Source organism: Pseudomonas paraveronii (genome assembly GCF_963681955.1).
Classification (GTDB): domain Bacteria; phylum Pseudomonadota; class Gammaproteobacteria; order Pseudomonadales; family Pseudomonadaceae; genus Aquipseudomonas; species Aquipseudomonas paraveronii.
Window position 1 is genome coordinate 2,797,709 of record NZ_OY817130.1, and the last position, 22,912, is coordinate 2,820,620.

Below are 22,912 nucleotides of genomic sequence, written 5' to 3' on the forward strand. Positions count from 1 at the left end.
CGATCTGGATCAGAAGCGAGTGGTGGATTGGACCACTACGTTGTTCTGACCTTGGTTGTTGCTGCCCGACAGAACGTTGGAGTTCGACACCCCAGAGCTGTAGTTCATCGAGTTGTTCACGCTGGCGTTGTTGACAACGGGTTTGGCGCTCCAGCTGTGGCCGCTGCTGATGTTGAGCGTCAGGTTGCTGGATACTTCCTGCACGCCATTGACGGTTGCGAGGCCGCCAGAACCGTCTTTGTTCGACTGAACGACAGTGCTGTTGCTGGCTTGGTTGGAAGTGCCCGCGGCGGCGTTCAACTGAATGATGCCCGAAGCGTTGTTACCGCTATCGTTGAGAGAGGCATTGTTTTTGGTGCCGCTGTTGATCACCAGGTTACCGGTGTTCGATTGTGCGGAGTTCACGGCGGCGAACACGAAATCAGCATCGGCAGACTGAACGACTACGTCGTTTTTGCCTTGGTTGTTGTCACCGCTGAGAACGTTGCCGTTGGCTACGCCGCTGCTGTGGTTGTAGGAGCTGTTGGCCGACGCGTTGTTTTGGGTTTTGTCATTGATCACCACGTTGCCATGGTTGCTTTGACCGTCATTGGCGGCCGCGGCAGCGACGGTTGGTGGTTGTGGATGATGATGAGTCTGACCCGCTTGAGCAGCAACAGCCATGAGAGCAGCGAGAGCGAAAGCCAGTGGTTTAAGAGCCATTGTAGGTTTCATGGTGTATCTCCTTGCTTCTATTTAGTTGGTTAAGTGTTGGTACGGTGTAGCTGGCGACTCAGCTCCATCAGTTGAGTCGTAGATTCAGGGTGTTAGCCACTCGGTTCCCCACCCCGGCGCTCTGGTTGACCTGTACCACTCCACGGCTGCCGGTGAAGGCCTGGTCGCTGGTAACGACCTGGCGGCTGCCAGTGGTAGGGTTCAACCCGGAGTCTGTTGCAAGCGCAACGTTCTGTTGCGACATGACACTGTCGTCGATGCTCTGCGGGCCAGCGTTGATGCTGATTCGCACGGCATTGATCATCTGGTTCTGGGCCCCGGCTGACTGGTTGACACTCAGTACACCGTTGCCATTGCTGAAGGAGGTGCCGTGGATCGCCGCTGTGGCATCCATGGCGCGGTCTGCGGCAGCGCCGCTGATTTTTTGCGTGATGGCGATGTTCGCCTGGGCGTTGTGGCCCACCGCGATCGCGACGTTGTTGCTCAGTTGTTGCTGGTCGCCTGCGGCCTGGTTGAGCGTCACGACGCCGTTGTATTGCTTGGCCGAGTTATCGATCGTTGCGTTATTACTGCTGTCGGCCATTGCCGCCGTGCAGCTGAGTACGGCGAGGAGCATCCAGGAGGCGTTCATTTCATCGCTCCCCCGATCATGCCGCCGATATTGTTCAGCGGGGCGAGGCCGCTGGATACCGCGCTGTTGACCGTGCCGGCGACACCGCCGCCGCCATGGCCGGCTGCGCTGCCAGCGCCCAGGCCAAGGCTATTGGTGTTGGTCAAACCGGCCAGCTCGCCATTGGGCATGATGCTGCGAGTGATGCTGACGCCACTGCTCACACCGGCGAAGTCGTTGTCGCTGACTTCGCTGTTGATGGTCGCCGAGGGATTGGTATTGACCGTGGTGGGGTAAGGGTCGGTGCCGCGTGTCCGGCCTATCGCATAAGGTTGGACTTGACGTTGAATCACGATCACACCATCGCCTGCCGCGAGCACTGGAAGGCTCACGCCGGTACTCAGTACGCAGCTAATCAGCAGGAGGCTCAGTGAGCCTGGATTATGTGTGTCCATGGCAAAATTCCTTATTCGTAGCGCTGACCCTAAACAGCGCTGTAAGGAATAGAGCAGGAGGCGTGCCGCTTTCAATTTATTGTTGTTAATCAAACAGCTATGAAACTTAGCAGGCTAAGTGATGGCCACGCTGTTTCAGCGTTGATACAACCTGCCGACGCCGGCCGGCAATTCCCGATATACCTGGCCCGCAGGCGGTGAGTTCGGGAGCCTGTATCAGTGATGTAACACTGTGTGTGACAAAACGATGAATCCGCGCAGGCCGGGTCGTTCAGGACAGAGAGCTGTTTCAAAAATGGACACAGCAGGCGCAAGCAAACCCACGGATGCTGGCAACAGGCTCAGCCCTTGGGCGCTCTACGTGGGATGGAGTTGAGGACGGGATTGCCATCCTGGTTCTGGGTCAGGTAGACCGGCAAAACCTTGGGCAAGGAGGGCACGAGGTTGTTGACCTCGCTGATGTTGTAGGTGCCGTCGATACGAATCGTCCCGGTGTCGGTATCGGCCAGCATCACGGGCTTGTTCAGGTAGCGGTTGATCAGTGGTAACGCATCGGCCAGGGCCAGGTTATCCAGGACCAATTTACCCTGGCGCCAGGCGAGGGCGCTGTCGCCGAGGTTGATCGAGCGCACACGCGGGGTGGTATCGCCCTGTTGATAGCTGGCTTGCATGCCCTGGGTCAGTGGCACGCTGCTGTGTGCCGGGTCGCTGGAAATCTGCACCGAGCCTTCGAGCAACATCACCCGTACCTGGTCTTCGTATTTCCACACGTTGAATTGGGTGCCGGTTACTCGTACCTGTCCCTCACCGGCCCTGACGACAAATGGATGGGTGCTGTCATGACTGATCTTGAAAAACGCCTCGCCCTTGCTCAGCGTGACCCTGCGCTGGTCCCTGTAATTGGCGTAGACCAGTTCGGTGCCCAGGTTGAGCTCTAGCTGGCTGCCGTCGTCCAGCGTGACTTGGCGCAAACCATTGCGGGTTTCGAACCGTTCATAGGCACTTGGCAACCACCCCGCTTCCCAGCCGGTGAACGCCGCCAGGGGCAGGGCCACCAGGCACACCGAGGCTGCCACGGCATAAGTACGCAACCGGCTGCGCGGTTTGAGCGGCACTAAAACGGGGGCAGGGGCGTGGCGTGGCAAGTGACCGGCAACGTCCCAGATTTCCAGCATCGCGGCGTACTCGAAAGCATGCAGCGGATGAGCATCGTGCCACCGTTGAAAGGCCTGTCGTTCGTCCGCCGTGCAATCACTTGCATGCAGGCGCATGCACCAATCCGCGGCGGCGTCGGTGATGGCGTCATATTCGGCTTCTGAAACAGACTTTTCGGTCATTAATTCATCCTGATTTCCCACATTCTAACCTCCCGAGGCAGATGGCGAGAACAGCGATGATGGCGATTGCACATCAATTGAGCGTTATTCTCGTTGGACACGCCTAAAACGGCTCGGTGACGGAGTCGCGGCCCACGGTAATGGGCGGCGAAGCGCGCAAGGCAGCAGATAGCTCAAGCGCCCGTTGACAGCAGGCACGGGAGGCGTTGTTTAATCGTTGGTCTGGATTCTAGTTGTCTCTTCCAATTACAAAATCGGAGCTACAGATGTCTGCCCAGTCCCCGATAGTGGATAGTTCTTCAGCGTTTATCGGTTTTAACGAGCTGGTGGGGTTGCTGCACGCGGTGTTTGTGAAACACGGCACGTCGCCGGAAGTGGCGCAGATCCTCGCGCACAATTGCGCCAGCGCCGAGCGCGACGGCGCTCATAGCCATGGCATCTTTCGGATTCCCGGTTATGTCAGCACGCTGGACAGCGGCTGGGTCGACGGCAAGGCCACGCCGGTGGTCACGGATGTCGCTTCCGGCTTTGTGCGGGTCGATGCCGCGAACGGCTTCGCCCAACCGGCGCTGGCCGCGGCCCGAGCCCTGCTGGTGGACAAGGCCCGCAGCGCCGGTATTGCGCTGTTGGCGATTCACAATTCCCATCACTTCGCCGCGTTGTGGCCGGATGTCGAACCCTTCGCCGAGCAAGGCCTGGTAGCGCTGAGCGTGGTCAACAGCATGACCTGCGTGGTGCCCCATGGCGCTGATCGCCCGTTGTTTGGCACCAACCCGATCGCGTTTGCCGCACCACGCGCGGACGGCGCGCCCATTGTCTTCGACCTAGCCACCAGCGCCATTGCCCATGGCGACGTGCAGATCGCCGCGCGCAAGGGCGAACGTCTGCCGCCGGGCATGGGCGTGGACAGCCTCGGCCAGCCGACCCAGGACCCCAAGGCCATCCTCGAAGGCGGTGCGTTGTTGCCGTTCGGCGGGCACAAAGGCTCGGCGTTGTCGATGATGGTCGAGTTACTGGCTGCAGCCTTGACCGGCGGCAACTTCTCGTTTGAGTTCAACTGGGCCGATCACCCGGGGGCGCGCACGCCGTGGACCGGCCAACTGTTGATTCTGATCGACCCGAGCAAAACCGCCGGGCAAAACTTCGCCGAGCGCAGCCAGGAACTGGTGCGGCAGATGCACGCGGCGGGGTTGCGGCGGTTGCCGGGGGATCGACGTCATCGCACGCGGGCGAAGTCGTTGGAGGCAGGCATTGAAGTGGATGCGCACGCATTGAATCAGTTGCGTGAGTGGGCCGTCTGAAAACCACGTAGCCGCAGCCTCGCCAGGGCGCGGCAGCGGCTACGCAAGGTGCACAGTATTAGTTGCGACGACCGAGCAGCAGGCCGACCACCAGGCCAAAGCCTGCGGAAATCGCCACGGTCTGCCACGGGTGACCACCGATGTAGGTTTCGGTGGCATCCACCACCGGCTTGCTGCGCTCGCGCACATGGGACACCGAATCGAGGGCTTGCTTGAGCTTGATCGCGACCTGCTCGCGCAAGGTTTCACCTTCTTCGCCCACCAGGGAAGCGCTGCTTTTGAGCAGTTTGTCTGACTCTTCGATCAGCGCAGTCAGTTCGCTGAACGCTTGATCCTTGATTTGATCTTCGACGACTTGGGCGGCAGATTTACGGGCCATTGGGTGACTCCTTGCAGGTAAATGTGACAGTGAACAATGGAGTGTCGGGCGGCGGCAAAAGTTGCAGTTTTTTGCTGGCCGCTGTGGGTATGCGAAATCCGAATCAGGAAACGTAGACCTACAGTGTAAGATGTCACCTATTTGTGCAGCAGGAAATTCAACATGAGCTTCAATCTCGCCAACAAGACCCTCGCCGAACGCGCCGAGCTGGAAGATGAAAAGTCCCGTCTCTATGACCTCTGGCAAAGCAACCTGGGCAAGGCCAAGGGCGAAGCCGCGCGCCTGTTCGGCGAGCGCGCCAAGCGCAAGGGCAAGTGGGCCGAATGGGTCCGCGCGGAACTCGACGGCATGTCGCCGCCGGAGTTCTCCAATATGGTGCGCAGCGAAGTCAACAAGCTGATGGCAGCGGCGAAGTAAAGCTGGCGACAATCGCTTCGCGGACTTTCAGCAACATCGGATCAAGTTGAGCCTGGGTGCGCCAGCCCAGTTCCACCGGGTAGCGCGGCAGCGCCAACGGGCAAGGCAGCACCTGCAAGCCCGTCATGCGTGCGATGGCTTCGGCGGCGTGCCCGGGAATGGTCGCCACCGCCTGGCTGCCCTTGAGCAGAAACGGCAGCGCAGCGAAGTGGCTGGTGGAGGCGCACACCTGGCGGCTCAGCCCTTGTGCTGCCAACCCTTCATCGGTAATCCCGATAAACCCGCCGGATGACACCAGCACATGCTCGCGGGTAACGAACGCTTGCAGGTCGATGCCTTGCTGGCCTGGCGCCAGGCTGTGCGGGTCGACCAGGCAGCGGTAATCACCTTCCCCCAACACCTGCCGGCTCAACCGGCGTTCGGCAAAGCCTCCGGCGGTAATCGCCAGGTCGAGGCTGCGGTCGAGCAGGGCGGCGGCGACGATCTGGCTGTGGGTCTGACGGAAAATTACGCGCAATTTCGGCATGCGCTGGGCAATTTCCTCCATCAGGCGGCGGCCGTAGGCAATCTCGAAATCGTCGGATAAGCCCAGCACCACGGAGCGTCCCTGATAGTGCTGGGTGTCCGGGTGGGTCATCGCCAGGCTCTGCCGACAGCGGTCCAGCGCCTCACTGATCACCGGCTTCAACTGATTGGCCCGCAAGGTCGGCGCCAGGCCGCGGCCGGTGCGCACGAACAGTTGGTCGCCATACACCTCGCGCAAGCGCCGCAGGCCCGCACTGATCGCCGATTGGGTCACGCCCAGGCGCAACGCCGCGCGGCTGGCGCTGGATTCGTCGTGCAGGGCTTCGAAGGTTTTCAGCAGGTTGAGGTCGACTTGGGTGATATTTATCTGGCTCATATCATTCAGCACTGGGGTGGGCTTTATTCATGATCCGGGCTGGCCGGAGAATGGGCAACCCCTCATTGTTCGGAGTGATCCTGATGCCTGTTTCTACTGTGGCGGCTTTGCAAATCGGTTCCTTGCCCGGCGGCAAGGCCGATACCCTGGCGCAAATCCTGGCCTATGAAGATCCGATCCTGCGCAGTGGCGCGCAATTGGTGGTGATGCCCGAGGCGCTGCTGGGCGGTTATCCCAAAGGCGAAGGCTTCGGCACGCAACTCGGTTATCGCCTGCCCGAAGGCCGCGAAGCCTTTGCGCGATATTTTGCCAACGCCATCGACGTGCCCGGCGCCGAAACCGAAGCGTTGGCCGGTTTGTCGGCGCGCACCGGTGCCAGCCTGGTCCTGGGCGTGATCGAGCGCAGTGGCAGCACGTTGTATTGCACCATGCTGTATTTCGAACCGGCGGACGGCCTGGTGGCCAAGCACCGCAAGCTGATGCCCACCGGCACCGAACGGCTGATCTGGGGCAAGGGCGATGGCTCCACATTACCGGTGGTCGACGCGGCGGTCGGGCGCATCGGCGGCGCGGTGTGCTGGGAAAACATGATGCCCCTGCTGCGCACGGCGATGTACGCCAAGGGTGTGCAGGTGTGGTGTGCGCCCACGGTGGATGAACGCGAGATGTGGCAGGTGAGCATGCGCCACATTGCCCACGAGGGTCGCTGTTTTGTGGTCAGTGCGTGCCAGGTACAGGCGTCGCCCGCTGCGCTGGGCGTTGAGGTGGCCAACTGGCCTTCAGACCGCCCGTTGATTGCGGGCGGCAGTGTGATTGTCGGTCCCATGGGCGACATCCTGGCCGGGCCGCTGCTGGGCGAAGCCGGGCTCTTGACCGCGCAGATCAATACCGACGATCTGGTGCGCGCACGGTATGACTATGACGTGGTGGGGCATTACGCTCGGCCGGATATTTTCGAGTTGAGCGTGGATGAGCGGGCCAAACCGGGCGTGCGCTTCATGACCGACTGATCACATGGCCTGAGGTCTACCAGCTAGCGGTGTTCGGCAGATCCAACGTCCCCCGATCCACAAAGCGCAGGGTGCCGAACAGTCCACCGGCCAATTTTCCGCGCAGGACGTAGGGCAGGTTGTTCAAGCTCTGGGTCTGGCTCAGGCCGAGGGTTTGCCGCAACACGGAAAATGCTGAAACGCTGACCGGCACCGTCAGAATGGCCTCGGAAAAGCGTGGGATGCTTCCGTGCTGATCACTCACCCCCGACGCCAGCGGCCGGCCATTGACCTCCAGATCCAGGGCCACGCCGTTGTAGTCGATCGCCGTTTCATTGGGGTTCTGCACCCGCAGTTTCACCGCGAAGCGCACTTCCAGGTCCTGGCTTTGCAGCGGTTCGATGCCCACCACGTTGATATTGACCGGGTCGCGGTTGGGGAACAGGGCGCAAGCGCTCAAGGTCAGCAGCAGTATCGATAGAACCATGAGCTTGCGCATACAAAGGTGCTCCTAGTGCGTGACGTCCGGGTCCTGCATCACTTTGAGGGTAGAGGACTCCGGATCAAATTCATCTTCTTCCAGCGCTAAGAACTCTTCCGGCAGGAAAATGTTCAGCAGGATTGCACAGAACGCGCCCACGGTGATCGGCGACTCGAAGATGTTGTGCAGCGCCTTGGGCAGGTCGCGCAACACTTCCGGCACGGCGGCGACACCCAGGCCCATGCCCAGGGAGATCGCCACGATCAGCATATTGCGGCGGTGCAGGCCGGCTTCGGCGAGGATCTTGATCCCGGCCACGGCGACGGTGCCGAACATGATCAGCGTCGCGCCGCCCAATACCGGCTTGGGCATCAGTTGCAGCACCGCGCCGATCATCGGGAACAGCCCCAGCAGCACCAGCAGGCCGGCAATGAAGTACGCCACATAGCGGCTGGCCACGCCGGTCAGTTGGATCACACCGTTGTTCTGGGCAAACGTCACCATCGGCAGGCTGTTGAAGGTCGCGGCCATCGCCGAGTTGAGGCCGTCGGCCAGCAGGCCGGACTTGATGCGCTTGATGTACAGCGGGCCCTTGACCGGTTGTTGGGAAATCATCGAATTGGCCGTCAGATCACCGGCGGCTTCCAGGGGCGAAATCAGGAAGATCACTGCCACCGGGATAAACGCCACCCAGTCGAATGAGAACCCATACTTGAACGGCACCGGTACGCTGATCAACGGCACGTGGGGCAAGGCCGCCATATCCACACGGCCCAGCCACCAGGCCACGACGAAACCCAGGGTCAGGCCGATCACGATCGAACCCAGGCGCAGGAACGGGTTGCTGAAGCGGTTAAGTATCACGATGGTCAGCAGCACCAGCGCGGCCAGGCCCATATTGCTTGCGGCGCCGAGGTCGTTGGAGCCAAAGCCGCCGGCCATGTCGGTGACTGCCACCTTGATCAGCGACAACCCCATCAGGGTAATGATGGTGCCGGTCACCACCGGGGTGATCAGCTTGCGCAATTTGCCAATGAACTGGCTGAAGACGACTTCGATAAACGCCGCAAAAAAGCAGATGCCGAAAATCGTCGAGAGAATCTCATCGGTGCCGCCGCCCCGGGCCTTGACCATGAACCCGGCACTGAGAATCACGCTGATAAACGAAAAACTGGTGCCCTGCAGGCACAACAGGCCCGAGCCGATCGGGCCGAACGTGCGCGCCTGCACGAAGGTGCCGAGCCCGGACACGAACAATGCCATGCTCACCAGGTACGGCACTTCGCTTTCCAGGCCCAGCACACCGCCGACGATCAAGGTAGGGGTGATGATGCCGACGAAACTCGCCAACACATGCTGCAAGGCGGCAAATATAGCCGCAGTGAAATGCGGGCGGTCTTCCAGGCCATAGATCAGGTCGGATTTATAGCGCGGGCGCGGGGCTTGAGCGTCAGACAAAGTGCGGGCTCGGGTCAGAAAATGGAGACGCAGGATGCCAGAAACCGGTGATCGTCAGAAGTGTAAAAAAATATTTATGGAAGCCCTGCTAAAACCGCTGGCCCTGCCGATATCGTCTATAGGCCCACCCAACAATGACAACAAGTGGTGACCAAGGTCAGAGTGGCGTGTTGACGCCAACTGATCATTCCGCTGCACGGATGCGCGCAGACACTCCTTCTTGAGAATACCTCTATGTCTCTTCGTCATCTGAATATTGCTCCTCGAGCTTCTCTTGGCTTCGCATTCATTGCGTTGTTGGTGGTGGTATTGGGCGTGTTTGCAGTCAATCGCATGACGCTGATCCGTCAGGCGTCGGTGGATATGAGCAGCAACCAACTGCCCAGCGTGGCCTACTTGGGCAATCTCACGGAAAACGTCTTGCGCATGCGTATCTTGTCGTTTCGCGTGCTGGTCAACCGTGAACCGGCCGCTTTGCAAGAGGCGCAAACGCGCATCGCTGCACTGATCGACAAGGTCAGAGCCGCCCAGGCCGGTTATTCAGCGTTACCTTCCGTGCCTGAGGAAGCGGCCCTGTACAAGACGTTTGTCGGCACCTTGGACAACTACCTGACGGCCCAGGCCGAGATGCTGGCCCTGTCCCAGCAAAACAAGGTCGATGAGATGCGCGACTTGATCAATACCCGGATCAAGAACGGCACCGATCAGATGGGCGAGCAGTTGAACAAGCTGATCGCCATCAATTCCGCCGGCGCCAAGCAAGCCAGCGACCAGGCGGGCCAGAGCTACGACAGCGCGATCACCGGCATCGTCGTCGTCGCGGTGGCCGCCGCCTTGCTCACGGTGCTGTTGGCCTGGTTGCTGACCCGCAGCATCGTCACGCCGCTGCGCAAAGCTGTGGAGGTGGCGGAAACCATTGCCAGCGGCAACCTGAGCAAAGTCATTGAAGATGATGGCAAGGATGAACCGGCGCGGCTGATCAGCGCGTTGTCGACCATGCAAACCAACCTGCGCCAGACCATCCAGCACATCGCCGGTTCGGCCACGCAATTGGCCTCGGCCGCGGAAGAGTTGAGCGCAGTCACCGAAGAAGCCTCCAAAGGCTTGCAGCAACAAAATAATGAAATCGACCAGGCAGCCACCGCCGTCAATGAGATGACCGCCGCCGTGGAAGAGGTGGCGCGTAACGCGGTGTCCACCTCCGAAGCCTCCACCCAGTCCAACCAAGCGGCCCGGGAAGGCCGTGACCGCGTGGTCGAGACCGTCGGCGCGATCCAGACCATGACCCAGGATGTGCAAAACACCTCGCTGCTGATCGAAGGCCTGGCCACCCAGGGTCGGGACATCGGCAAGGTCCTCGACGTGATCCGGGCGATTGCCGAGCAAACCAACCTGCTGGCGCTCAACGCTGCGATCGAAGCCGCCCGAGCCGGTGAAGCCGGGCGCGGCTTCGCGGTGGTGGCGGACGAGGTGCGGGCGCTGGCCCATCGCACCGCGCAGTCGACCCAGGAAATCGAGAAAATGGTCGCCGGTATCCAGAACGGCACCGGTGAAGCCGTGCAATCGATGCAACAGAGTAATCAGCGGACCCATAACACCCTGGAACTGGCCCGTGCGGCCGGCGTGGCACTGGAGCAGATCACCCAGTCGATCAGCCTGATCAACGAGCGCAACCTGGTGATCGCCAGCGCGTCGGAGGAGCAGGCCCAGGTGTCGCGTGAAGTGGACCGCAATCTGGTCAACATCCGCGACCTGGCGACCCAGTCGGCGGCCGGCGCCAACCAGACCAGCGCGGCCAGCCATGAGCTGTCGCGCCTGGCGGTGGATTTGAACGCGATGGTGGCCAGGTTCGTTATCTGACCTGAAATGCGCTAAAAAATGTGGGAGTGGGCTTGCCCGCGATAGCGGTGTGACAGTCAGCGCATTTAAAGCTGACCCACCGCAATCGCGGGCAAGCCCCCTCCCACATTTGCGCTATTGCGCCCAGGCGCCTGGATTGACCAGGTTTTTCGGCTTCTGACCCGCTAGCGCCGCGAGCAGATTATCCACCGCGCACTCGGCCATCGCTTCGCGCGTTTCATGGGTCGCCGAGCCGATATGCGGCGTTGCCACCACATTGTTCAAACGCAGCAACGGCGAATCGTGGGGCAGCGGTTCGCGCTCGAACACATCCAGCCCCGCCGCGCGAATCGTGTGTTGCTGCAAGGCTTCGATCAGCGCGGCCTCATCCACCACTTTGCCGCGTGAGATATTGATAAAGATCGTCTGCGGCCCCATCAGCGCGAATTCTTCAGCACCGATCAACTGCTCGGTTTCGGCGGTGAGCGGCAGTGTCAGGCAGACGAAGTCCGCTTGTTGCAGCAAGTCTTTCAGGCTGCGGTACTGCGCGCCGAAGCGTTTTTCCACCTGCGGCTTGGGCGAGTGGCTGTGGTAGAGCACCGGCATGCCAAAGCCAAAATGCCCGCGCTGGGCCAGTGCTTCACCAATGCGGCCCATGCCGATGATGCCCAGGGTCTTGCCATGCACATCGCTGCCGAAGTGCGCCGGGCCGATATTTTTATTCCACTGGCCGGCACGCACCATATCGGCCAGTTCGACCACCCGGCGCGCGGTGGCGAGGATCAGCGCGAAGCCGGTGTCGGCGGTGGTTTCGGTCAGCACATCGGGTGTGTTGCTGAGCAGGATGCCGCGCCGGGTCAGGTACTCGACGTCGTAGTTGTCGACGCCGACGGACACGCTGGCCACCGCCTCCAACTGCGGTGCCAGGTCCAGCAGGGTGGCGTCCAGGCGCAGGCTCGCACCGAGCAAACCGTGGGCGCCGGGGAGGGCGTCGCGCAGCTTGGCCAGGCCGGGTGCGTCGAGCGCGTCGATCAGCGTGACCTCGGCGCGCGCATGCAGACGAGCCATCAGCGGCGCGGAGAGTTTTTTGTACAACACGACAGACTTTTTCATCCGGTCTTCACCTTTAATTCGAGGGTATGCAACGGCGCGCGCTCACGGTCGCTGGCGCCGGGCTTGAGGAAAATCGTCAGCACCACCGAGAACATCAACGCGCCGCTCATCAGCAGGTAAGAGGCGCCGGGTGAACCGGTGCTGCTATTGAGGTAACCCACCAGGTACGAGCCGCCGAACGAGCCGAGCGCGCCCATGCTGTTGATCAATGCCATGGCGCCGCCGGCGACGTTGGCCGGCAGGATTTCCGGGACAATCGCGAAAAACGGCCCATAGGGCGCATACATGCACGCCCCGGCAATCACCAGCAGCGTGTAGGACCACCAGAAGTGTTCGGCGCCGAGCACGTAAGACGCATAGAAAGCGATGGAGGCGATCAGCAACGGCGGCCACACAAACCGCTTACGCTTTTGCAGCTTGTCCGACCCCCACGACACCACCAGCATGCCGATCACCGCCGCCAGGTACGGCAGCGCCGACAACCAGCCGGCCTCGACCATGTTCATCTGCAGCCCGGCCTTGAGGATCGACGGCAACCACAGCACAAACCCGTACACGCCGATGCTCCAGCAGAAGAACTGCAGCGCGAGGATGATGACCTTGGGCGAGCGAAACGCTTCGGCGTAGTTCTTCACCGCTTTGATCCCCACCTGTTCGGCGGCGAGGGCGGTTTCCAGTGCGCGCTTTTCGCTGTCGTTCAGCCACTTGGCATCCTTGGGCCGCTCATCGGCCAGGCGCCACCAGATAAACGCCCACAGCACCGCCGGCAAGCCTTCGACGATGAACATCCAGCGCCAGCTGAAATGCTGCACCAGATAGCCAGACACCACCGACATCCACAGCATGGTCACCGGGTTGCCGAGGATCAGGAACGTGTTGGCCCGCGAGCGTTCGGCACGGGTGAACCAGTGGCACAGGTACACCAGCATCGCCGGCATCACTGCGGCTTCGACCACGCCGAGCGTGAACCGAATGGCGATCAGCATGTAAGCGTTGGACACCACGCCCGTCAGGGTGGCCAGGCCGCCCCAGAGGATCAGGCTGACGAAAATCAACTGCTTCACGCTGCGCTTTTGCGCGTAGATCGCCCCCGGCACCTGGAAGAAGAAGTAGCCGAGGAAAAACAGGGCGCCGAGCAAGGACGACATGCCCGGCGTGATCATCAAGTCTTCGGCCATCCCGGAGGCGGCGGCGAAACCGTAGTTGGCGCGGTCCAGGTACGCCAGGCTGTAGGTGATAAAGACGATGGGCATGATGTACCACCAACGGCGGGTGGCGAGTTTAAAGGTATCCATGGGGTTGCTCCTGAGCTTGTTGTAGTTGTGGCAACAGGGAGTGGGTCAAGCAACGGATCGGGTCGGCAGCTCCGCACGTGTGGGTAAGCCTTCCATATCGCCGCGGCTCTGCACGGCACGGCTGCCGATCCAGTTGCCGCGGTGTACCGCCTCGCGGAAGCTGAGGTTTTCGAGCAGGGCGCTGATCATGCCGACGGCAAAGCCATCACCGGCGCCGACGGTGTCGACCACCTTGTCCACGCGCACGGCGGCGACAAAGCCCTGGTCCATTTGGGTGCGGTAATACGCGCCTTCCGGGCCGAGCTTGATGGCCACCGCTTCGGCGCCCTGGTCCAGGTAAAACGCGGCGATATCCGCCGGGTCGTCGAAACCGCTGAGTAGCCGACCTTCGCTCAAGCCTGGCAAGACCCAATCGGCCAAGCCTGCGAGGGCGTTGATTTCGCGGATCATCTGCGGCTGGCTGGCCCACAGCGCCGGGCGCAGGTTCGGATCGAACGACACGCTGCGCCCGGCCTTGCGCATTTGCGTCATCAGCTCGCGGGACAACTCACGCGTGGCCTCGGACAAGGCCGGCGGAATGCCGGTGGCGTGCAGGTGACGGGCGCCCAGCAGCGCCGGGCTGATGGCCGCAGTGGACAAGTGGCTGGCCGCCGAGCCCTTGCGGAAGTACTCGACCTGGGGATCAGCGCCGGTTTCTTCGCGGGACTTGAGCTGAAAACCGGTGGGATGCAGCGGGTCGACCGCCACGTGCCGGCAATCCAGGCCTTGTTGTTTGAGCGTGTCGAGCACAAAGCGGCCCAGGGAATCGTTACCCACCCGGCTCAGCCAGGCGACGTTGAAACCCAGGCGCGACAGGCCAATGGCGACATTGCTGTCGGCCCCGGCGATGCGTTTGTGGAAGTGGCCAACCTGGGCCAGGTCGCCGGTCTGTTCGGCGACAAACATCGCCATGGTTTCACCGAACGACAGGATATCGATCTCAGACATGGGCGTACTCCGCACGGGGTTGGCCAAGCAGGGCGAGGGTGGCGACCTGCTGGGCGGTGACTTCGACCAGGTCGTCGCCTTGCAGCGGGAATTCCACCGCCCGGGTAATACCTTGAGTCATGTGGCCCAGCAGTTGTTCCCACAGATGCAGGTCGGTGGCGCCGGGCGGCAGTGCCACCAGCTTGCCGTCCGCGCGACGGGTCACAGCCTTGCAATGCAGGTAGTCGACATGTCGGCCGAGCAGGCGCGCGGCGGTGAGGGCGGATTGGTCCTGCCAGTGCCAGTTGCCGATGTCGAAGGTCATCTTGACCGGCAGGCCAAGGCGCTCGACTTCGCTGAAGAAGCGCTGCAGCGGTTCGATGCGGCCGCCGTGCAGGGTCTGGTCGTTTTCCACCAGCAACTTGACCGGGTGGCGGCTGAGCAGGGCGTGCAGGCTTTGCAGGTCGTTGGTGTCGGTGAAGTAGCCGAGGGAGACTTTCAGCCAGCGCGCACCAAAAGCCTGGGCGCGGTCAAGGGTGGCGGCGAGCTCGGCATTCGGCTGGGCGCGGCCGGCGACCCACAGTTCCAACGGGGATGAGAACACGCACTCCAGGCCCTGCTCGGCAGCCGCCTGGGCCAGTTGCGCGGGTTGCTCAATAGTCAGCAGTTCCTCGCGCCACTCGATGCGCCGGGCACCGGCAGCCGCCAGCAGCGCGACAAAACTCAATTGGCCCTGCTGGCGCACGAGGTCGGCGCCGTAGCTGGAAAGGCTGATGGAGACGGGGTATTCATGCATTGTTGTGTCCCTCTGAAACCGGTTTCATTTTTTTGTGTTATTCACGCTAAGCGCCAGCAAGCCGGCAACTACACGGGGTTTGTCGAGCCTCGGATGATCAGCTCGGGCAGGAAGTCCAGGGTGCGCGTCGGCGCCCTGTCACCGCGCAGCCGTTTGAGCAGACAGTCGAAGGCACTGGCGCCAATCGCCTGAGTCGGCTGGGCGAGGGCGGTGATGCCGGTGCCCACCAGCGGGTACCAGTCCAGGTCATCCAGGGCGATCAGGCCAACGTCCTCGAACAGGTTGCAGCCCAAGGTCTTGAGCGCGCGGGTGCAGGCCAGTGCGGCGATGCCGTTGGCGCAGAACAACGCTTTAGGTCCGGGTTTGGCGAGAAAGGTGCGCAGGCGGTTTTCCAGCGCGTCATCCAGTTCCAGCACCGCGCCGCTCAACGCCGGGCGGCGGGCAATTTCGGCCATGAAACTGTCAAGACGCTCCAGGCGCGAGCTGGTGCCGTCGGTGGCCTCGCTGACCAGCAACACGTCGCGGTAGCCCTGTTGCTCCAGGTGTTCCACCGCCATGCGCACCGCAGCCGGGTTATCCAAACCCACCAGGTCGCTGTGCAACGGCGCGACCTTGCGGTCCACCAGCACCAGGGGCATTTCCCGTTGCAGCTCCAGCAGTTGTTCGAGGTGGTGGCCGAGGGTGTTCACGATCAGCCCTTCGATGTTGTACGAGCGCAGCGCCGCCAGATGCTGGCGCTCCTGCTCGTCATCGCGGTCGGTGTTGCACACCACCAGGCTGTAGCCGTGCTGGCGGCAGGCGGTTTCGACGCCGTGCATCACGGCAATGGAATAGGGGTTGCGGATATCGGCCACCAGCATGCCGATCAGACGCGTGCGGCCGCGTTTCAAACCACGGGCCATCTGGTTGGGGCGGTAGCCGAGTTGATCGATGGCCTGCTCGATGCGCAGCGCGATGGCGTCGGAGAGCAGGGCGCGGTCGTCGCCGATAAAGCGCGACACGCTGGCTTTGGACACGCCAGCGCGCTGGGCGACGTCAAGCATGGTCACGCGGCTGCGCTGGGCGGCAGAGAAACTGTTCACGGTCATCGACCTTCTATTTTTATTGGAATGACTGAAACCGGTTTCAGGAAACCACTAAAGTACGAAAGTCGTCAAGAAGTTGTAGGACAAAGCCAGATGACTGGTGCGTTCAGACCAATACGCTTACCCAGGCCGCCGCCAACAGCAGCAAAGCCATGCCGCGGTTGAAACGCTGCATGGTATTGGTCGAACGCAACATCTGTGCGGTTCCGGCACCCAACAGTGCCCAGGTGCCCAGGCAAGGGAGCGAGATCAGAAAAAATGCCAGGGACAGGTAGACCACCTGGCTCTGGCGCTCCGCACCATTGCCGGCAAAAACGCTGACTACCGCCAGTGCCATCATCCAGCTTTTCGGGTTGATCAATTGCAGGCTGGCGGCGCCGATCAGGCTCAGGGGCTTTTGGCGTGTATCCGCTTCGATGGCTTGGGCGGGGGCGCTGAAAATCTGCCAGGCCAGGTAATTCAGCCAGGCGATGCCGATCCATTGCATGGCGGTTTGGACCTTGGGTAGCTGCACCAAGGACCGGCCAAACCCCGACCCCACCACCAGCACGAGCAGCGCAGCACCGGCGCAGGCGCCCAGGATGATTGGCAGCGTGGCCCTGAAACCGAAGCGTGCGCTGTTACTCAGTACCAGAATATTGGTCGGGCCGGGGGTGATTGAGGCGACGAAGGCAAACAGCATGAAAGGCAGTAGCGTGGACAGCATGGTGGACGACTCCGACAGACCCATCGATGGCGTCGATCTTCACAAGCCCGCGTATCACCTGTCTGGAAGATTTGAGCAGCGCTTGCGGTAGGCGGCCGGCGTCAGGCCATAAGCGCGCACGAACCAGCGGCCCAGGTGGCTCTGGTCGGCAAAGCCCAGGGTGATCGCCACATCGGCCGGTTGTTCGCCCTTGGCCAGCAAGTGCCGGGCGCGGGCCAGGCGCAGTTGCACCAGATAAGCATGGGGCGGCAGGCCAAACGCGCTCCTGAACGCACGGGTCAGGCGGAAGCGGTCGACACCGCAGGCCAGCGCCAGGGCATCCATGCCCACATCGTGATGCAGGTGGGCATGCAGGTATTCCCGCGCCTTATGGGCGACCAGCGGCAGGCGTGGGTCGTCACGGTAACGGGTGCGCCAGTGGAGCTGGCCGGTGAGGCGTTCGAGCAATTGGTCCATGGCCCGTTGCCGCACGATGCGCAACTCACCGCTGTGCAGGGTGCGAAAGGCCTGGCTGGTGGCGAGGGCCAGGCGTGGGTCGCTGGTCAAGGTCGTGGCAAAGCTCAGCTGGCTGTTGACCGGAGCCTCTTCGAATACCGCGCTCACTTCCCGCGCCAACCACTGCGGGTCGAGGTAGAGCATGTGGTAGGTAAAACCGTCCGCCGTGGGCGCGTCGCCGTCATGCAGCTCGCCGGGTTCCACCAGGAACACCTGGCCGGGCACGCTGTTGTGGCGCGTGCGGCGGCAGTTGAATTGCTGTACGCCTTGTTCGGTTACGCCGATCAGGTAGCTGTCGTGCCAGTGGGGATCGTAGGCATGGCCCTCGAAATGCGCGCGCAGGGTTTCGATGCCGGTGTCGGCGTCCTGGGACAGATCGATCCAATTGTGCGCGGCCATCACAACACCGAGGCGGAAGAGACGATGCTATTAGCGCCCACTGATGCGTGGGCGTCTAGAAGGTTTGTGCAGCGTCAACTGAACAATCCCGCCGCAATATTGATCGAGAAACCGAGGATCGCCGTGTTGAACAGAAACCCGATCAGCGATTGCCCCAGCACTACCTTGCGCATGGCGCGGGTGGCAACGCCTACGTCTGCTGTTTGTACGGCGACGCCGATGGTGAAGGAAAAGTACAGAAAGTCCCAATAGTTGGGGGTCAACAGCCCCTCGGCAAAGCGCAGCGCCGGCTCTTTGCCGGCCCAGGTGTAATAGAGCCGGGCGTAGTGAACGCTGAAGATCACCCCGATCAACAACCATGAACCGATGATCGTCAGGCCGGTAAAGCCGTAGTGCAACAGGCGCTCGGCGGTGCTCAGGTCCTTGCTGCCGACCAGTTCGAAGGTGATGGTGGCCAGGCTGGCGATGGCCGCGATGCACACCATGAACAGCACCAGGCCGGCGTTCTCATCCTCGATCTCGGCGATGCGTTTGACATCTTCGGCCTTGGCGCGGATGGTCAGCCACAGCATCAGCACCAGGTAGATCCAGACGCCGGCATTCCAGCCGATCAGGACTTTGCTCGCGAGTGTATCGGCGGGTACCAGGATGCCAACGGCAAGGCCCAGGACGGCGGCGCAAGAGAGGCGAGGGTGGGTGCGGGCGAGGAAGGGCATGGGGGCTCACAACAAGGGCGGTTGTGAGCACCATAGCGCATTTTTTCGCGGGTTATGGACGCTTGCGCACCAACTTCATGACGACCACAAAGAACACCGGTACAAACAGCACCGCCAGCGTTGCGGTGATCATCCCGCCGATCACGCCCGTACCAATCGCTTGCTGGCTCGCCGAGCTGGCACCGGTGGCAATCGCCAGGGGCACCACGCCGAGGATGAACGCCAGCGAGGTCATGATGATCGGCCGCAAGCGCAGCCGGGCGGCCTTCACGGTGGCGTCGAGCAAGTCTTCGCCCTGGTCGTACAGGTCCTTGGCGAACTCGATGATCAGGATCGCGTTCTTCGCGGACAGGCCGATGATGGTGATCAGCCCGACCTTGAAGAACACATCGTTGGGCATGCCGCGCAAGGTCACGGCCAACACCGCGCCGAGCACGCCCAACGGCACCACCAGCAGCACCGACGTCGGGATCGACCAGCTTTCATACAGGGCGGCCAGGCACAGGAACACGATCAGCAGCGACAGGCCCAGCAGCAATGGCGCCTGGGCACCGGACAGGCGCTCCTGCAACGACAGGCCAGTCCATTCCTGGCCCAGGCCCGCCGGCAGTTGGCTGACCAGGCGCTGGATTTCTTCCATCGCCTCGCCCGTGCTGTGTCCCGGTGCCGCTTCACCGGAAATGGCGATGGCCGGGTAGCCGTTGTAACGGGTCAACTGCGAAGGACCCTGAGTCCACTTGGCTTCCACGAATGCGGACAACGGCACCATCTTGCCGGCGTTGTTGCGCACGTTGATCTTCATCAGGTCTGCGACCTGGCTGCGTTGGTCGCCTTCGGCTTGCACCACCACGCGCTGCATGCGGCCCTGGTTGGGGAAGTCGTTGATGTAGGCCGAACCGATGGCCGAGGACAGCACATTGCCCACATCGGCAAAGGACACGCCCAGCGCGTTGGCTTGCTTGCGGTCGACCTGCAGTTGCACTTGCGGCGCTTCGGCCAGGGCGCTTTCGCGCACGTTGGCCAGGATCGGGCTTTTTTCGGCGGCCGCCAGCAGTTCGCTGCGCGCCGCCATCAACGCCGCATGGCCGACGCCGCCACGGTCCTGCAAGCGGAACTCGAAACCGCTGCTGGTGCCGAGGCCGTCCACCGGCGGGGGCAGGATCGCGTAGGCAATCGCGTCCTTCAGTTCGCTGAACGCCATGTTGGCACGGTCGGCAATCTCGGCGGCCGAATCCTCGCTGCTGCGTTGCGACCAGTCCTTGAGCGTGGTGAACGCCAGCGCCGCGTTCTGCCCGGAGCCGGAGAAGCTGAAGCCCATGATCATGGTGGTGTCGCCGACCCCAGGCTCCTCGGCGTTGTGCGCTTCGATCTGCTCGGCCACCTGCACCGTGCGGTTCTTGCTCGCGCCCGGCGGCAGTTGGATATCGGTGATGGTGTAACCCTGGTCTTCCACCGGCAGGAACGAGGAGGGCAGGCGACTGAACATCAACCCCAGGCCGACCAGCAGCACCAGGTAGATCACCAGGTAACGGCCGCTGCGCTTGAGGGCATACGCCACCCAGCCTTCGTAGCGGTCGGTGAACCGTTCAAAACGCCGATTGAACCAGCCGAAGAACCCGCCCTTGGTGTGGTGGTCATCCTTGGCGATCGGCTTGAGCAGGGTCGCGCAAAGTGCCGGGGTCAAGGTCAGGGCGAGGAACGCCGAGAACAGGATCGAGGTGGCCATCGACAGCGAAAACTGCTGGTAGATCACCCCCACCGAGCCTGGCATGAACGCCATCGGCAGAAACACCGCGACCAGCACCAACGTAATGCCAACGATGGCCCCGGTGATCTGGCCCATGGCCTTGCGTGTGGCTTCTTTGGGCGACAGGCCCTCGGTGACCATGATCCGCTCGACGTTCTCCACCACCACAATCGCATCGTCCACCAGGATACCGATGGCCAGCACCATGCCGAACATGGTCAGCACGTTGATCGAGAACCCCAGCAACAGCATGGTGGCGAAGGAGCCCATCAACGCAATCGGCACCACCAGGGTCGGGATCAGCGTGTAGCGCACGTTCTGCAGGAACAGGAACATCACCGCGAACACCAGCGCCATCGCCTCGAGCAAGGTGTAGACCACCTTGGTGATCGAGACTTTGACGAATGGCGAGGTGTCATACGGGATCTTGTATTCGACATTGGCCGGGAAGTAGCGCGACAGCTCATCCATCTTCGCCCGCACCAGGTTCGCGGTGTTCAGCGCGTTGGCGCCCGGCGCCAGCTGGACGCTGACGGCGGTGGACGGCTTGCCGTTCAGGCGCGTGGAGAACTGGTATTCCTGGCTGCCGATTTCCACCCGCGCCACATCGCCGATGCGCACGGTGGAGCCGTCGGGGTTGGCCTTGAGCACGATGTCGGCGAATTCCGCCGGGGTCGACAACTGGCCCTTGACCAGGATCGCCGCGGTGATTTCCTGGGTCTTGGTGCCCGGCAGATCGCCGATGCTGCCGGCCGACACCTGGGCGTTCTGCGCGCTGATCGCGGCATTCACGTCGGCCGGGGTCAAGTTGAAACCGATCAGCTTCTGCGGGTCGATCCAGACGCGCATGGCCCGCTCGGCGCCATACAGCTGGGCCTTGCCTACACCGTCGAGGCGCTTGAGCTCGTTCATCACGTTGCGCGCCAGGTAATCGCTGAGCGCTACGTCATCGAGCTTGCCGTCGCTGGAGGTCAGGGTCACCAGCAGCAGGAAGCCGGCGGAGACTTTCTCCACCTGCAAACCCTGCTGGGTCACCGCCTGGGGCAAGCGCGGCTCCACGGCCTTGAGGCGGTTCTGCACATCGACCTGGGCCATTTCCGGGTTCGTGCCCGGCTGGAAGGTCGCGGTGATGGTGGCCGAGCCGAGGCTGCTCTGGGATTCGAAATACAGCAGGTGATCGGCGCCGTTGAGCTCCTGCTCGATCAGGCTGACCACGCTTTCATCCAGGGTCTGCGCCGAGGCGCCGGGGTACACCGCGTAGATTTCGACTTTCGGCGGCGCGACGTTGGGGTACTGCGCCACCGGCAACTGCGGGATCGCGAGGGCGCCGGCCAGCAGGATAAACAGGGCGACCACCCAGGCGAAGATCGGGCGGTCAATAAAGAACTGCGGCATTGTCAATGATCCTTATTGGCCGGAAGCCTGGGCGGGCGGCGTCGGGCTGTCATCCACCAGGACTTTTTCACCGGGACGTGCGTGTTGCACGCCCTCGACGACGATACGGTCACCGGCCTTGAGGCCGCTGCTGACGACCCAGCGATCATCGATCACCGCGCCCAGCTCTACCGGTTGCAGGCTCACCACCTGTTCGGCGTCCAACAACAGCACCATCGGGATGCCGGCGCTGTCACGGGTGATCGCGCGTTGCGGCACGCTGATACCTTGTTTGTCGACCGCCTGTTCCAGGCGCACGCGCACAAAACTGCCGGGCAGCAGGTCGAGGTCCGGGTTGGGGAACTCGCTGCGCAGGATGATTTGCCCGGTGCCGGGGTCGACGCTGATCTCGGCGAAGAGCAATTTGCCCGGCAGCGGATACAGGCTGCCATCGTCCTGGATCAGCGTGGCCTTGGCCTGGTCCTGGCCGACCTGCTTCAAGCTGCCGGCGCGGAAGGCGCGGCGCAGGTCGTTCAGTTCACGGGTGGACTGGGTCAGGTCGGCGTGGATCGGGTCCAGTTGCTGGATGATCGCCAGCGGCGTGGCCTCGTTCTGGCCGACCAGCGCGCCTTCGGTCACCAGCGCACGCCCGATGCGCCCGGAAATCGGCGCGGTGACGGTGGCGTAGCCCAGGTTCAATCTGGCCCGTTCGACGGCGGCCTTGTTCGCGGCGACCTCGGCGTTGGTCTGGCGCAGGGCGGCGCGGGCGTTGTCGTAGTCCTGGCCGCTGATGGCGTTGCCTTCGACCAACTGGCTGTAGCGCTGTTCTTGCAGGCGCGCCTGGAACGCATTGGCCTCGGCCTTGCTCAGGTTGGCCAGGGCGCTGTCCAGATCGGCCTTGAACGGCGCAGGGTCAATGCGAAACAGCACGTCGCCCTGTTTCACGTCACGGCCTTCCTTGAACACCTGCTGCATCACCACGCCGGCGACCCGCGCCCGCACTTCGGCAATGCGCGGCGCGGCGATGCGCCCGCTGAGTTCGCTGCTGATGGACAGGGGTTTGGCCGCAAGGGTTTCGATGCGCACGTTGGCCAGGGGCATTTCCGGCGCCTCGGCGGACGACTGGTCACACGCACTCAGGGCGAGTGTCAGGGCCAGCAGGCAAAACGGCGCAAACAGATTCTTCGACATGCTCTTATCCCAATATTGACTGGCGCATCCTAATGGCACCTGCGCCGTGGTGCTGTGAAGCTGTGTAGGTCGTCTGTGAAGAAATGTAAGGCGCGGCCCATGTTCGGCTGCGGGCGTATATCCTTGCACGACCTTGCAAACACTGAAG

At 62.3% G+C, this 22,912-nt stretch carries 22 protein-coding genes; 4 read left to right on the top strand and 18 right to left on the bottom strand.

From position 1 onward, the window contains the following. Positions 1–9: 9 nt before the first annotated feature. From U5A08_RS12740 to U5A08_RS12755, 4 genes are all read right to left on the bottom strand, one after another. A complete protein-coding gene (locus U5A08_RS12740) occupies positions 10–714 on the bottom strand; it encodes an amyloid-like fimbrin subunit FapC (protein ID WP_108526584.1) in 705 nt (234 codons plus the stop codon). A gap of 67 nt (positions 715–781) precedes the next feature. Further along, the gene (locus U5A08_RS12745) at positions 782–1,345 is read right to left on the bottom strand and encodes a fibril amyloid subunit FapB (RefSeq protein WP_253395295.1); all 564 of its coding nucleotides are present in this window, start codon (positions 1,343–1,345) and stop codon (positions 782–784) included. Further along, positions 1,342–1,779 (bottom strand): fibril amyloid chaperone protein FapA, encoded by a 438-nt coding sequence (locus U5A08_RS12750; RefSeq protein WP_253395297.1) that lies wholly within the window; start codon positions 1,777–1,779, stop codon positions 1,342–1,344. Before U5A08_RS12750 ends, U5A08_RS12745 begins: the two co-directional genes overlap by 4 nt. A gap of 341 nt (positions 1,780–2,120) precedes the next feature. After that, the gene (locus tag U5A08_RS12755) at positions 2,121–3,116 is read right to left on the bottom strand and encodes a FecR family protein (protein ID WP_321851795.1); all 996 of its coding nucleotides are present in this window, start codon (positions 3,114–3,116) and stop codon (positions 2,121–2,123) included. Between the two features lie 266 nt (positions 3,117–3,382). Between U5A08_RS12755 and U5A08_RS12760 the strand changes: the two genes are divergently transcribed. Continuing rightward, on the top strand, positions 3,383–4,417 hold the full coding sequence (locus tag U5A08_RS12760) for an Ldh family oxidoreductase (RefSeq protein ID WP_253395301.1): 1,035 nt from the start codon (positions 3,383–3,385) through the stop codon (positions 4,415–4,417). Positions 4,418–4,475: 58 nt separating this feature from the next. Here U5A08_RS12760 and U5A08_RS12765 read toward each other — a convergent pair whose 3' ends face one another. Then, positions 4,476–4,796, bottom strand: a complete 321-nt coding sequence (locus tag U5A08_RS12765) for an ElaB/YgaM/YqjD family protein (RefSeq protein WP_253395303.1) — start codon at positions 4,794–4,796, stop codon at positions 4,476–4,478. A gap of 162 nt (positions 4,797–4,958) precedes the next feature. Here U5A08_RS12765 and U5A08_RS12770 point away from each other — a divergent pair, with 162 nt between their 5' ends. Further along, positions 4,959–5,213, top strand: coding sequence for a hypothetical protein (locus U5A08_RS12770; RefSeq protein WP_017848398.1), 255 nt, complete (start codon positions 4,959–4,961; stop codon positions 5,211–5,213). Here U5A08_RS12770 and U5A08_RS12775 read toward each other — a convergent pair. Further along, entirely contained in the window at positions 5,185–6,105 is a 921-nt protein-coding gene (locus U5A08_RS12775) for a LysR family transcriptional regulator (RefSeq protein WP_253400383.1), read from the bottom strand. The two genes, U5A08_RS12770 and U5A08_RS12775, sit on opposite strands and share 29 nt — an antisense overlap. 92 nt (positions 6,106–6,197) lie before the next feature. Between U5A08_RS12775 and U5A08_RS12780 the strand changes: the two genes are divergently transcribed. Further along, the gene (locus U5A08_RS12780) at positions 6,198–7,124 is read left to right on the top strand and encodes a carbon-nitrogen hydrolase family protein (RefSeq protein ID WP_253395305.1); all 927 of its coding nucleotides are present in this window, start codon (positions 6,198–6,200) and stop codon (positions 7,122–7,124) included. A gap of 16 nt (positions 7,125–7,140) precedes the next feature. Here U5A08_RS12780 and U5A08_RS12785 read toward each other — a convergent pair whose 3' ends face one another. Together U5A08_RS12785 and U5A08_RS12790 are read right to left on the bottom strand one after the other, a co-directional pair. Next, the gene (locus U5A08_RS12785) at positions 7,141–7,602 is read right to left on the bottom strand and encodes an LEA/WHy family protein (protein WP_247407338.1); all 462 of its coding nucleotides are present in this window, start codon (positions 7,600–7,602) and stop codon (positions 7,141–7,143) included. Between the two features lie 12 nt (positions 7,603–7,614). Continuing rightward, on the bottom strand, positions 7,615–9,042 hold the full coding sequence (locus U5A08_RS12790) for a nucleobase:cation symporter-2 family protein (protein ID WP_253395310.1): 1,428 nt from the start codon (positions 9,040–9,042) through the stop codon (positions 7,615–7,617). A 234-nt stretch (positions 9,043–9,276) separates the two neighbouring features. Between U5A08_RS12790 and U5A08_RS12795 the strand changes: the two genes are divergently transcribed. Continuing rightward, on the top strand, positions 9,277–10,902 hold the full coding sequence (locus U5A08_RS12795; protein ID WP_321851797.1) for a methyl-accepting chemotaxis protein: 1,626 nt from the start codon (positions 9,277–9,279) through the stop codon (positions 10,900–10,902). Positions 10,903–11,016: 114 nt separating this feature from the next. Here the strand turns inward: U5A08_RS12795 and U5A08_RS12800 are convergent, their stop codons facing one another. The 10 genes from U5A08_RS12800 to U5A08_RS12845 all read right to left on the bottom strand — a co-directional run bounded on the left by U5A08_RS12800 (position 11,017) and on the right by U5A08_RS12845 (position 22,764). Next, the gene (locus U5A08_RS12800) at positions 11,017–11,994 is read right to left on the bottom strand and encodes a 2-hydroxyacid dehydrogenase (RefSeq protein WP_253395314.1); all 978 of its coding nucleotides are present in this window, start codon (positions 11,992–11,994) and stop codon (positions 11,017–11,019) included. Continuing rightward, on the bottom strand, positions 11,991–13,289 hold the full coding sequence (locus tag U5A08_RS12805) for an MFS transporter (RefSeq protein WP_253395316.1): 1,299 nt from the start codon (positions 13,287–13,289) through the stop codon (positions 11,991–11,993). The genes U5A08_RS12800 and U5A08_RS12805 overlap by 4 nt, the downstream gene beginning before the upstream one ends. Before the next feature lie 45 nt (positions 13,290–13,334). After that, complete coding sequence (locus U5A08_RS12810; RefSeq protein WP_253395318.1) at positions 13,335–14,276, bottom strand: sugar kinase; 942 nt, start codon at positions 14,274–14,276, stop codon at positions 13,335–13,337. Further along, positions 14,269–15,051 (bottom strand): sugar phosphate isomerase/epimerase family protein, encoded by a 783-nt coding sequence (locus U5A08_RS12815; RefSeq protein WP_253395320.1) that lies wholly within the window; start codon positions 15,049–15,051, stop codon positions 14,269–14,271. Before U5A08_RS12815 ends, U5A08_RS12810 begins: the two co-directional genes overlap by 8 nt. Positions 15,052–15,119: 68 nt before the next feature. Further along, positions 15,120–16,139: a LacI family DNA-binding transcriptional regulator gene (locus tag U5A08_RS12820; RefSeq protein WP_253395322.1), complete on the bottom strand. Its 1,020-nt coding sequence runs from the start codon at positions 16,137–16,139 to the stop codon at positions 15,120–15,122. Positions 16,140–16,242: 103 nt separating this feature from the next. Next, complete coding sequence (locus U5A08_RS12825; protein WP_253395324.1) at positions 16,243–16,842, bottom strand: LysE family translocator; 600 nt, start codon at positions 16,840–16,842, stop codon at positions 16,243–16,245. A 54-nt stretch (positions 16,843–16,896) separates the two neighbouring features. After that, positions 16,897–17,736: an AraC family transcriptional regulator gene (locus U5A08_RS12830; protein WP_253395326.1), complete on the bottom strand. Its 840-nt coding sequence runs from the start codon at positions 17,734–17,736 to the stop codon at positions 16,897–16,899. Between the two features lie 74 nt (positions 17,737–17,810). Further along, the gene (locus U5A08_RS12835) at positions 17,811–18,452 is read right to left on the bottom strand and encodes a DUF1345 domain-containing protein (RefSeq protein WP_321851800.1); all 642 of its coding nucleotides are present in this window, start codon (positions 18,450–18,452) and stop codon (positions 17,811–17,813) included. A gap of 52 nt (positions 18,453–18,504) precedes the next feature. After that, positions 18,505–21,594, bottom strand: coding sequence for a multidrug efflux RND transporter permease subunit (locus tag U5A08_RS12840; RefSeq protein WP_321851801.1), 3,090 nt, complete (start codon positions 21,592–21,594; stop codon positions 18,505–18,507). A 12-nt stretch (positions 21,595–21,606) separates the two neighbouring features. Beyond that, on the bottom strand, positions 21,607–22,764 hold the full coding sequence (locus U5A08_RS12845; RefSeq protein WP_321851802.1) for an efflux RND transporter periplasmic adaptor subunit: 1,158 nt from the start codon (positions 22,762–22,764) through the stop codon (positions 21,607–21,609). Positions 22,765–22,912: the final 148 nt, after the last annotated feature.